This window comes from Frankia sp. CgJB1, from assembly GCF_977947065.1.
In genome coordinates, this window is the sequence record NZ_CDWTNB010000019.1 from 1 (window position 1) to 11,786 (window position 11,786).

Annotated in this window: 7 protein-coding genes and 3 pseudogenes; 5 read left to right on the plus strand and 5 right to left on the minus strand. The window is 70.9% G+C overall.

From position 1 onward, the window contains the following. Positions 1-15: 15 nt before the first annotated feature. Positions 16-1,173, plus strand: coding sequence for a CAF17-like 4Fe-4S cluster assembly/insertion protein YgfZ (ygfZ, locus tag AC08OT_RS04095; RefSeq protein ID WP_476592286.1), 1,158 nt, complete (start codon positions 16-18; stop codon positions 1,171-1,173). A 28-nt stretch (positions 1,174-1,201) separates the two neighbouring features. On the opposite strand, the gene AC08OT_RS04100 is transcribed toward ygfZ, so the two are convergent. The 5 genes and pseudogenes from AC08OT_RS04100 to AC08OT_RS04120 form a co-directional block, all read right to left on the minus strand. Continuing rightward, on the minus strand, positions 1,202-2,551 hold the full coding sequence (locus tag AC08OT_RS04100; protein ID WP_476592267.1) for a transcriptional regulator: 1,350 nt from the start codon (positions 2,549-2,551) through the stop codon (positions 1,202-1,204). A gap of 356 nt (positions 2,552-2,907) precedes the next feature. After that, complete coding sequence (locus AC08OT_RS04105; RefSeq protein WP_476592268.1) at positions 2,908-4,074, minus strand: ABC transporter ATP-binding protein; 1,167 nt, start codon at positions 4,072-4,074, stop codon at positions 2,908-2,910. A 25-nt stretch (positions 4,075-4,099) separates the two neighbouring features. Further along, a pseudogene (locus tag AC08OT_RS04110) lies at positions 4,100-5,458 on the minus strand (extracellular solute-binding protein). A 12-nt stretch (positions 5,459-5,470) separates the two neighbouring features. Next, positions 5,471-6,443 (minus strand): annotated as a pseudogene (locus tag AC08OT_RS04115) (carbohydrate ABC transporter permease). Continuing rightward, positions 6,440-7,345 (minus strand): carbohydrate ABC transporter permease, encoded by a 906-nt coding sequence (locus AC08OT_RS04120; protein ID WP_476602548.1) that lies wholly within the window; start codon positions 7,343-7,345, stop codon positions 6,440-6,442. Before AC08OT_RS04120 ends, AC08OT_RS04115 begins: the two are co-directional and overlap by 4 nt. 257 nt (positions 7,346-7,602) lie before the next feature. On the opposite strand from AC08OT_RS04120, the gene AC08OT_RS04125 reads away from it, so the two are divergent. The 4 genes and pseudogenes from AC08OT_RS04125 (at position 7,603) to AC08OT_RS04140 (ending at position 11,766) form a co-directional block, all read left to right on the plus strand. Further along, positions 7,603-8,832, plus strand: a complete 1,230-nt coding sequence (locus AC08OT_RS04125) for a DUF349 domain-containing protein (protein ID WP_476592271.1) — start codon at positions 7,603-7,605, stop codon at positions 8,830-8,832. Between the two features lie 402 nt (positions 8,833-9,234). Beyond that, entirely contained in the window at positions 9,235-10,011 is a 777-nt protein-coding gene (locus AC08OT_RS04130) for a helix-turn-helix domain-containing protein (protein WP_476592272.1), read from the plus strand. 164 nt (positions 10,012-10,175) lie between these two features. Then, the gene (locus tag AC08OT_RS04135) at positions 10,176-10,703 is read left to right on the plus strand and encodes a hypothetical protein (protein ID WP_476592273.1); all 528 of its coding nucleotides are present in this window, start codon (positions 10,176-10,178) and stop codon (positions 10,701-10,703) included. 117 nt (positions 10,704-10,820) lie between these two features. After that, a pseudogene (locus tag AC08OT_RS04140) lies at positions 10,821-11,766 on the plus strand (aldo/keto reductase). Positions 11,767-11,786 lie beyond the last annotated feature (20 nt).

The following is an 11,786-nucleotide window of genomic DNA, read 5'->3' on the forward strand; positions in this document are numbered from 1 at the left end:
CCTAGACTGAGTTCCATGACCGCCGGGTCCCTCACGACGTCCGCCTCGCTCTCCCCGTTGCTCGGCCTGCCGGGTGCGGTGGCCGGCACTGCCGAAGACGCCGTGGTCGCCGCCCACTACGGCGATCCGCTACGGGAACAGCGCGCAGTGCGCGACGGCGCCGCCGTCGTCGACAGATCGCATCGGGACGTGCTGCGCATCTCCGGCCCCGACCGGCTCTCCTGGCTGCACAGCGTCACCTCTCAGCATCTGTCTGCGCTGGGCGCACTGCGGAGCACCGAGGCGCTGGTGCTCTCCCCGCACGGCCGCGTCGAACACCATCTCGTCCTCGCCGACGACGGCACGTCCACCTGGGTGGACGTCGAGCCCGGCACCGGCGGCGCCCTGCTGCGCTACCTGGAGTCGATGCGCTTCATGCTCCGAGTGGAGCCGACGGACATCGGCGCGGTGACGGCGGTGCTCAGCGTGCTCGGGCCAAGGGCCGCGCAGGTCGCGGCCGCGGCGCTGGACGGGCCGGGTGACGGCGCGCCCGGCCTGGACCTGCCCGAACCACAGGCACCCGACCCGGTCGGGGCACCGATCACCGGTCCTTACCCGGTCGCTCGCACCGGGACGGGCACGCTGGTCCGGCGGATCCCCCACGGCGTCGATCTCCTCGTCGGCCGGGCCGACCTGACCGGCACCGTCGAGCGGCTGCGCGCCGCCGGGGCGGGTCTGGCCGGGTTGTCCGCCTTCGACGCCATGCGCATCGCCTCCCGACGGCCCCGGCTCGGCCGGGAGACCGACCATCGCACCATTCCGCACGAGGTGGGGTGGCTGGCGAACGCCGTGCACCTGGACAAGGGCTGCTACCGCGGGCAGGAGACCGTCGCCCGGGTACACAACCTCGGTCGCCCGCCGCGGCGGCTGGTACTGCTGCATCTCGACGGCACGGTGGCGGCGCCCCGTTCTCCCGTCACGGTCGGCGGGCGCGAGGTCGGGTTCGTCGGCAGCTCCGAGGTCCACGAGGAACTCGGCCCCATCGCCCTGGCGGTAATCAAGCGGTCCGTGCCGGCGGATGCCGCCCTCGTCGCCGCCGATCCCGACGGCGCGCCGCTGGCCGCCGCGATCGATCCGGACGACGAGCCGGCCACGACGGTGCCGAAGCGTCCCGCCGGGCGGCTGCGTCCCTGATTCCCGGCCGGCTCGGGTTCCGGCCGGCTCAGGCGGTCCGGGCGAGGAGCTGATCGAGTTCCCGCACCGCCGGGTCGGTGCCGTGCCGCCGCAGCCGGCGGCGCAGCTCGTCGGCCCGGCGGGCGTTGCGCTTGGATCGCGTCGCCTCCAGCATCGGCAGGGCCTGGCGGGTCAGCTCGCACCCGTGATCGACGTTACCGAGATCCATCTGGACCGCGGCCCACCGGAGCAGGTAGGTGGCCCGGTCCCGGGCCCGGGAGTCCGGGTGGATCGCCAGGGAGCGTTCCAGCCACCGGTCCGCCTGCGTGAGGTGACCGAGATCGATGTAGCAGCTGCCGATCTGCGCCTGGTACTCGGCCTCGTCAAAGTAGGACGACCAGGCGGGGTCCTCAGGCCGCGCGGTGACCATCGCCTCCTCCGAGCAGGCCAGCGCCTGCGCGCAGGCGCTGGCCTCCCCGAGCGCGGCGTGGGCACGGGCCCGCCGCATGTGCAGCATGGCGCCGACGCGACCGGACGCTCCCCCGGCGCTGGCCACGGCGGCCTCGGCCAGATCCACCGCCTCCCGCGGGCGGGCGAAGTCCACGCACTGCAGGGACATGTTCTTCAGCACGTTCGCACCGAGCATGCGGTCCCCGCCGGCGTGCGCGGCATGCAGCGCGGTGATCCAGTACCGCTGAGCGGCCGTCTGGAAGCCGGCGTCGAACGAGACCCACCCCGCGAACCGGGCGAGCTCCGCGGCCACCAAATGCAGGTGACGGCCCACGTGCTCGGTGTAGGACCCACGCACCAGCAGATCCGCCACCACGCCGAGCTCGGCGTCGACCAGCCGGCGCACGCTCTCCCCGCCGAGCCGCTCATCCATGACCCGCAGCCCGGGGATGTTGTGCTCGATCCGGTTCACGATCTGGTCGTCGACCCGTCCCCCGTTCAAGGCCGCCGCCAGCCGGGCCGGTTCCATGCCGAGCCACTGCGTCGCGAGTTCCGCCACCCCGACCCCAGTGATCGTCAGGAAGCCGCGGCGGTCGGAGAGCGCGTCCTCGACGACGTCCATGATCGAGGTTATGCTGCCGCCCGGCGTCCACGGGTACTCGGTGCGCACCGCGTCGCCGGTCGGTAGCCACGCGGGCCAGGGGTGCGACTCCAGGCGATCGTTGGACACGCCGAGCTCCGCGGCGAGCGCGAGCTGGGACACCCGGTCGGGCACGACACCACGGTGCTCCCAGCGCCAGACCTTCTGCCGCTCGGCGGCCATGTTCGCCACCCCGAGGTCACGTGCGCGGCGGGCCACGACCCGCGCCAGACGCTGATAGGACCACCCGCGCTGGGCTCGGACGAACGCAAGCGGATGAGTGCAGGCATGAGCGTTATCCGTCAGCATCGACGTTCTCCTCGTAGTCGCATCTCCAGGGCCACTTCCGTGAGCACCTACTAACGCTATGTCGCGACATCTTGGTGCTCCAAGAGACGACTCCGGTGCGATGCGTGCACAGAGGTCACTCCCGGACCACTGGCGGGCCCTGATTGCACGCATGTCCGTCGAGCCGTCCGAAAAAAAGCGCGTTATATTCCTGTTTCGACCGAACACGACCACGTCGGCCGGTCAGGAATTCCGTTGCGAATCGGGCAGTCGGGGACATGCCCATGGGAAGGGCCCCTCCGCGGTTCACGCGGCGCCGATCGGACTGGACGCGCGGTGGGAAGGGGACGGCCGCGGCGGGGCGAGGCCGCGCCGCGTTAGATCCGGGCGCCGGCTGCGTCGAAGAAGGTCAGGGTGGACAGCGGTGCGCGCAGGGTGACCGGCATGCCCACGCCGAGCACCTGAGCGGCGTCGACCCGGACGGCGAGCACCCCGGCGGAGGTCCGGACGTGCACCGTCCGCTCCGCTCCGAGCCGCTCGCTCACCACGACCTCACCGGTCACCCGCAGCGCATCCGACGCCAGCGACGCCAGCGCCACCGGCGCCACCACGGCGTCCGCCGGTCCCAATCCTGATCCGGTGGAAGCCCCCGCAGCCAGGACCAGGTGCTCGGGCCGGACTCCGAACGCCGTCGCGCCGGCGGGGGCGGCCAGGGCGAATCCGTCCCCGCGCAGCTGGCCGTCATGCCAACGTCCCTCCCGGACGTTCATCGGCGGGCTGCCGACGAATGCCGCGACGAAGCGCGTGGCGGGCCGGTCGTAGATCTCGTCGGGCGTCCCGATCTGCTGCAACCGGCCGCCGCTGAGCACCGCGACCCGGTCACCGACCGCCATCGCCTCGGCCTGGTCGTGCGTGACGAACAGAGCGGTGGTGCCGAGCCGGCGCAGCAGGCCCACGATCTCGACCCGCAGATCGACCCGGAGCTGGGCGTCAAGCCCCGACATCGGCTCGTCCAACAGGATCACCCAGGCCCGGGTCGCGAGTGCCCGGCCGATCGCGACCCGCTGGCGCTGGCCCCCGGACATCTTCGCGGGCCGGCGAGCTGCCAGCTCACCGATGCCGAGCATGTCCAGCGTCTCACGAGCCCGGGCCACCGCCGCGGCCTTCGGCAGGCCACGGCCGTAACGCAACGCCAGGGTGAGGTTCTCCAGCGCCGTCAGATGCGGGTAGAGCGCGAAATGCTGGAAGACCATAGACACGTCCCGGCGGTGGGGTGCGACGCCAAGCTGGCTGACCCCGCCGAAACGCAGATCACCCGACGTCGGCTCCTCGAGCCCGGCGCAAATCCGCAGCAGCGTCGACTTACCCGAGCCGGACGGTCCGAGCAGCGCGACGATCTCCCCCGGCGCAACCGTCAGGGTGACGTCGCGCAGCGCATGGACCGGGCCGAACGACCGGCCCAGCCCGTCGATCTCGATCGGCACCCCCACGGTGGCGGCCGTCACCGCGACGGGTCCGTCGGCCGGTTCCGTGATCCGGGTCATCGGTCTCTCCCACGGCGTCCGCCGGTCAACGGGTGAGTTCCACAGCCTGGCTCTGGGCCGCGGCGAGAGCCCTGACCGGGTCCTCACCCTTGAGGATGCGCTGCACCTGGTCCGAGATCGCGCTCGGGACCTCCCCGCCGCGGGCCCCGCTCCAGGCCGGCGCCTTCACCAGCGAGGGGATTAGTGCGTTGAACGGCTTGAGCTGCGGATAGGTCTCGTAGAACGACCCGAGCTGGCTGACAGCCTGAGTATCCACCGGGATGTAGCTCAACGCCTCCGTGCTCGCGGCCACGACGTCCGGCGAGAGCAGCGACACGACCAGTTCGGTCGCCATCTCCCGCTGGCAGCGGTCGGTGGACAGGACCGTCAGCGCGTTGCCGCCCGCGACCGGGTGCTGGGTCCCGCCGGGCAGGGTCGGGAACGGGACCGCGCCGGCCCGGAAACCCTTAGTCCCCTGCCCCGCGATGAACCTCAGCCCACCGGCCACGGAGGCCACTGTCACGGCGGTCATCGCCGTCTGCCGGCGGATGCCGAACCGCAGCAGGCCCTACTGGGTCGGGTCGGCGGAGTGCGTGCCGTAGCTCGCGGCCTTCGCGAGGAACGCGGCGGCCTCGCGGGCCGCCGGGGTGTTCAGGACGGGCCGACCGTTCGCGTCCTGGATCGACGTCCCCTTGGAGCTGGCCAGGGTGTTGAGGATCCACTGCCCGAACTGCTGGCCGGTCGGCAGGTCGAGGGGCTGGATGTTCTGACCCGAAGCCTTGATCTTGTCGGCGGCGGCGATCACCCCGTCGGTCGTGCCCAGCGTCGCCGGATCGACGCCGGCCTTCTGCAGCACGTCGAGGTTGTAGACCAGGGCCAGGGACGACACCTGCTGAGGAATGCCGATCTGCTTCCCGGCGACCTGCCCGAGGCCGACCAGCCGCTGGTCGTAGGACGCGCGCAGCAGGCGCGGGGAGAGCTCCTGGGCGCCGAGATCCCGGGCGAAGGTCGGGAGCAGGTCGAAGCCGGCGACCGCCACGTCGACGGAACGGCCGGCCGAGCGGTCGGCGCTGATCTGCTGGACGAGGGAGATGTAGTCCGGCGCGCTCGTGTTGAGGTCCACGGTGAGGCCGGGATGCGCCTTCTCCAGATAGGCCTTGCCGGATTTCGCGACGTCGTTGAGCGTGCCGACGGCGGACATCCGCAGCGTCTTGACCTGGGCCACGCAGGCGGGCGACGCCTTGGCGCCCGCCACGTTGTCGACGCCGGCACCGGCCGGGCGGGCCGTGGGGCGCAGGCTCTCCGCGGGGTCTGCCGGGCCCGCGTCACCACCGCCGCCGCACGCGGTCAGGATGATCATCGCAACGGCGACGGGCAGCGGCAGCATTCGGCGAATACGGATCACACGTTCCTCCTCTCAGGCACCGGCACCCGTACCGGTGATTCCGGCGGCGAGACGGCGTTGGGCGACGACGAAGACGACGGGCGACGGCAGGCTGATGATCAGCGCGGCCGCGGCGAGCTCGGTGAAGTCCGGAATGACGGAGGAGAAGTCGGTCATCAGGCGCACGAGCGCCAGCGGCGGGGTGGCGATGTCCGACGACCGCGCGACCAGCAGCGGCCACAGGTACTCGTTGTACGACAACAGGAAGCTGAACACCGATACGGAGGCGATCGCGGGCGCGGCGAGCGGCGAGCGGCACGATGATCGTCCACAGCGTCCGCCAGGTACCGAGCCCGTCCATCCGCGCGGCTTCCAGGACCGACCCCGGGATGGTGCTCATGTACTGCCGGAACATGAAGATCATCGCCGCGTATGTCATGAACGGCAGGACCAGGCCGACCCGGGTGTCAGCGAGTCCGAGCGCGGAAATGGTGACGTAGTTCGGCACGGCGGTGATCTGGGTCGGCACCAGCAGGGTGGCGAGTACCACCGCGAAGGCGGCCGTACACCCGCGAAAGCGCAGACAGGCGTAGGCGTAGGCGGCCGGGATCGCCGTCGCGAGCTGCAACGCGAGGATCGCCAGGCTCACCGCCACCCCCGTGAGCAGGGCGGGTCCAAGATCACCAGCGTACCAGGCGCGGTCGAACGAGCTCAGGTCGATGCTGGACGGGATCGGGTTCGACGTCAGCGCCAGCGCGGTCTGCCGCGGCCCGATGGCGGTCCGCACCATCCAGACGAAGGGTAGGACGGCCGCGACGATGCCGATCGTGAGCAGGACGAGACGCCCGATCGTCGGTCCGGCCGGTGACCGGCGGCGACCGCGCCGCGATGCCGGGATCGGCGCCGGCGCCGATCCCGGTTGCGGGGCCCGCCGACGCGAGGCTCGCTGCACGGCGTGGCCACGGGGCGTGGGCCCGGGCACCGGGCTGGAGGTGTCGACGCTCACGCGGCGGCCTCCCGTGTGCGTCGGATGCGGCGCCCGAGCAGCCCACCAGCGGCACCCAGTGCCACGATCACGACAAACAGCATCAGGACGATCATCGAGGCATATCCGATGCGGAACGATCCAGTGAAGCCGACCTCGTAAATGTAGTAAATGATCGTCGTACTGGAGTCCAGGGGGCCACCTTTCGTGAGCACCGCGACCGTTTCGAAGGTCTGCAGGGTCAAAATGGTGACGAACACCCCCAGGAAGATCGTCGTCGGGGCGAGCAGCGGCAGGGTGATGTGACGCAGCCGGGCGAATCCGTGGATGCCGTCCACGTCCGCCGCCTCGTATACCGATCTCGGGACCGCCGTCAACCCAGCGAGATAGACGACGAAGACGAAGCTCGTCAGCCGCCAACCACCGACGAGGGCCACCACCGGCAACGCGGTCGAGGTGTCGCCGAGCCAGTCGACCGGAGCCACCCCGAACAGCCCGACGATGATGTTCGCGAGACCGTCGGGGCTACTGTCGAACATGTAGGCGAACACGACCGCCATGGCCACAATATTCGCACTGACCGGCAGAAACAGCGCACATCGCACCAGCGCCCGACCGTGGGTCACCCGTTCGGCGGCCAGCGCGAGCGCCAGCCCGATCGCGACCGCCGGTACCACCGTGAGGGCGCAGTACAGCAGCGTGTTGCGCACGGCGCCGGCTAGGTCCGCGTCAGAGAGAGCGGTACGCAGATTCGCCGTGCCGACCCAGTCGAAACGCGGCCCCGTCAGGGTCTTGTCCGTGCCCGCGATTAACGCCGACACCAACGCGGGCCCGACGACGAAAACACCGAGTCCCACGAACGCCGGCAGCAACAACACGCCGACTCGCCAGCCCGCCCGGCTACCACCCACCTCACGCGTCACGGTTATGCATCCTGGCCCCACCTGTGCCGGGATGCCGGTACGGGGTGGCTCCCGCGGGGGAGCAGCCGGTGCCTGCACGTGTCGTCCGGTCCGTCCACATCCCACGCAACACCGCCGACGGCTCGGATCGACCCCCACGGCCGACGCGCCGCACCCGGTCGACGGCGAATCGTGGTGACCGATCCGTGGCGGCTGTCCCCTCAACGGCCAACGCCTGCAAGAATGGCAGGAAATGTCAGTCGATCTTCGGGAACACCATGAGCGACCGCAGCGAGCCCGACCACGCCTCCGCCTGGGGGCGTGTCGCCGACGACGGCACGGTCTTCGTTCGCACGGCCAGCGGCGAACGTGCCGTCGGATCATGGCGTGCCGGCAGTCTCCGCGAGGGTCTGGCCCACTTCGAACGCCGCTTCGACGATCTGTCCGCCGAGGTCGAGCTGCTCGAACGGCGGCTGACGGTCAGCGGGGTTGATCCGGCCGGGATCGTCGGCAGCGCCCGCCGGCTGCTCGGCTCCCTCGACGAGGCCGCGGTCGTCGGTGATCTGGAGGCGCTGCGCACGCGGCTGGAGGCCGTGGTCGCCGCCACTGAGGAACATCGCTCCGCGCTCGCCGCCGAGCGGGCCGAGCGGGCCGGCCGGATCGCCGCGGCCAAGGAGCAGCTGGTCGCCGAGGCCGAACGGCTCGGCCGCAGCTCGGAGTGGAAGACCGCCGGGGAGCGGTTCCGCGCGCTCGCCGAGGAGTTCCGCGCCGCCGGCTCGTTGGACAAGCGCACCGACTCGGCGCTGTGGCGGCGCATCGCCACGGCCCGGGACGAGTTCACCCGCCGCCGGACCGCGCACTTCGCCGCCCTCGACACGCAGCGGGCCCGTTCAAGGGAACGGAAGGAGGCGATCATTGCCGAGGCGGAGGCGCTGTCCGACTCCACCGACTGGGCCGGCACGACCGCCCGCTACCGGGCGCTGCTCGCCGACTGGAAGGCCGCCGGTCGCGCGGCGAAGGATATCGACGACGCGTTGTGGAGCCGCTTCCGTACGGCACAGGACGCCTTCTTCACCCGCCGCAACGAGGCCAATGCCGAGCGCGACGCCGAGTTGCGCGAAAACCAGGTCAAGAAGGAGGAACTGCTGGCCGAGGCGACGGCGTTGGATCCGGCCGATACCGACCGCTCGCTGCGTCGTCTCCGGGAGATCCAGGACCGCTGGGACGAGATCGGACGGGTCCCCCGGGAGATCGCGGGCTCCCTGGAGCGGCAGATGGCGGCCATCGGCGACAAGCTGCGCGAGGCCTCCGATGCTCGCTGGGCCCAGCGCTCCCTCTCCTCCTCACCATTCGTGACGAAGCTGCGGGAATCCGTCGCAAAGTTGGAGGCGAAGCTGGCCCGGGCCCGGGCCGCCGGACGCACCAAGGAGATCGCCGACACCGAGTCCGCCCTCGCCACTCAGCGGGCCTGGCTGGCCCAGGCCGAGGGACAGTCCCACAACGACTGAGCCGCGCCGGCAGGCACGGGCGCTTCGGGTGGGCCCGAAAACGGGGAACTGCGGCATCCGCCGTGGTCAAAGGGGCGACGGTCCGCGGAGTACCAGGTGGTGCGCCTCGGGGCGGACACGTCCAAAGAGCGCTAACTGACCGCTTGCCAGAGTTAGCAACCCGATGTATCGTCGGCTGCGTTGGTGATGTGTTGTGGCGGCGCACTCGTTTCCGTACCGGCCGGAGCCTGCCGAGGCACCATGGCCTCCCCTGAATCGCAGCGTCCACGGACGGCGGGCTCTCGGCGGGCAGTCGTCCTCGGCCGCAGGGTCCAGCCGTATGCCGAGGTTCACGGATGGCGGGGCGCCCGCCATGGGCGCGGCAACCCGCCTCGCCCTCCGGCGAAGGAGGCGTTCGACCCGGTGGCGGCCCTGAATGTGCGCGATCTCGGTGATTTCATCCGCGATCAGCGGCACACCGCACAGATCTCCCTTCGTCAACTCGCCAAGCAGGCCGGGGTGAGCAACCCTTACCTCAGCCAGATCGAGCGAGGCCTCCGGCGGCCGTCCGCGGAGATTCTTCAGCAGATCGCGAAGGCGCTCCGCATCTCCGCCGAAGTGCTCTACGTGCAGGCCGGAATTCTGGAGGAACGGCAGGGCGGAGAGAACGTCATGGCTGCCGTGCTCGCGGACGAATCCCTGTCCGAACGACAGAAGCAGGTCGTGCTCGACATCTACGAGGCGTTCTGCCGGGAGAACGCCATCGCGGCGCGGGCCGGCCGCGGCCACCCGGACGGCGACGCCGAGGCCGGGTCGCGCGGGTTCGTCCCTGGCGAGCCCGCCGCCCCGACCGCGAGTCCAGCCGCCATCGGTGGTTCGTCGTCCGCACGGGGTTCGGCCGCCACCGCGGGACCGACCTTCGCGGAGCCGACGACGAAACGGAAATCCGCCCGAGAGGCGTCAACGACATCCCGGGGCGGCACCACCACCGCGGCGCGGTCGGCCCCGTCGGACGGTACGGGCAGGCCGTCACCGGGAACCGCCACGGGCCGCACCAGGCGATCGAAGGCCACAGGAGGCGAACCGACGGCGACGAGGGCCGAGAGCAGTCCGATCACCGGCGCTCCCCCCGCGTCCACACCCGCCCCGGCAGCACCGGCTCCGCAGCCGACCACCGACAACCCGGTCGATCAGACCTAGGTCGACCGGCGGGGACTGCGGCGACAAGCAGGACTCCGTTCCTGTACGGCATATCACCACCCTGACCCTCGCATCATTTACCCGACCTTTCACCCGTCGGCGACGAAGCGCTAACAGGAAATCTCTACACGAAATCAACGAATCTTCGAACCGAGGGAGACATCATGGCCACCACGCGCACGACGAATCGCCCCGCGAGCCATCCCACCGCCCGCGTCAGCACGCAGACCCAGGAGGACACGGCCGAGGCGAGGGCCGAGGTCAAGGTTCCGCTGGCGGAGGTGCGCAAGCCGCTCTACGCGTCGGTGGGAGCGGCGGATCTCGCTGTGGCGAAGCTGCTCGCCCTGCCGACGACCACCAGCACCGAGGTTCGGAAGATCTCCGACCGGGTCGGCGCGCTGCCCACCCAGGCGGCGCGGGTCCCGACCCAGGTCGGGACGGCCGTGCGTGCGCTGCCGGCCACCGTCACCTCCCAGATCTCCGACCTGCAGGGACGCGCCACCCACCTCTACAACAGCTTCGCCACTCGGGGGGAGAAGCGGGTGGCGAGCATCCGGCGCAGCCCGGCCACGGAGGAGGCGGTGCAGCACACCCGGACGGCAGTGAGCCAGACCCGCGCCGCACGCACCTCGAGCCGCAAGGCGGCCGAGGCGGTCGGCCGGGCCGTGACCGAGGCCGCCCCAGAGAAGTAACGGCCCGCGAACATCGACACACCGGAACACCAACGGGCAATCATTGACGTGTTCCGGTCGACCACGGGTCCGGGGCCTGGTGTCCGGGGCCCGTGGTCCGATGTGTTGTATTAACTCATGCGCTATCGCCCGCTGGGATCCTCCGGACTACTGGTGTCTGTCGTCGGCCTCGGCTGCAACAATTTCGGCTCGCGCGTCGATCTCACCGGCACCCGCGCGGTCGTCGACGCGGCGCTCGACGCCGGGATCACGTTCTTCGACACCGCCGACACCTACGGGAACAAGGGCGGCTCGGAGACGCTTCTCGGGCACGTGCTGCGAGGCCGCCGCGACGATGTCGTCCTCGCCACGAAATTTGGCAACGACATGGGCGGCATGTACGGCCAGGACTTCAGCGCGCGGGCGTCCCGGCGGTACATCCGCAAGGCGGTCGAGGGTTCGCTGAGCCGGCTGCAGACCGACTACATCGACCTCTACCAGCTGCACACCCTGGACGCCTTCACGCCGATCGAGGAGACGCTCGAGGCCCTCGATGAGATCGTCAAGGAGGGCAAGGCCCGTTACATCGGTGCCTGCAACCTCGATGCCTGGCAGGTCGCCGACGCGGAGTGGACCGCCCGGGCGTCCGGGACGACCCGCTTCATCTCCGCACAGAACCACTACAACCTGCTGGAACGGGGCGTGGAGGCAGAGCTCGTGCCGGCCGCCCAGAAGTACGGCATCGGCGTCATCCCATACTACCCGCTGGCGAACGGCCTGCTCACCGGCAAGTACCAGCGCGACGAGGTGCCGGCACCCGGCACCCGGCCGGCAGGACGAGCTGACCGACGAGGTCTTCGACCGGCTGGACGCCTTGGAAACCTTTGCGCGGGAGCGGGACCGGTCGCTGCTGGACGTCGCGATCGGCGGGCTGGCCGCCCAGCCCGGGGTCGCCTCGGTCATCGCCGGCGCGACCAGCCCGGTCCAGGTGCACGCGAATGCCGTGGCCGGTCAGTGGCAGCCCCGCGCGGACGACCTCACGGTGCTCGACAAGATCGCCGTGACCCGCCGTCCCGCCGACTGAACGCGGGACCGACGGACCCA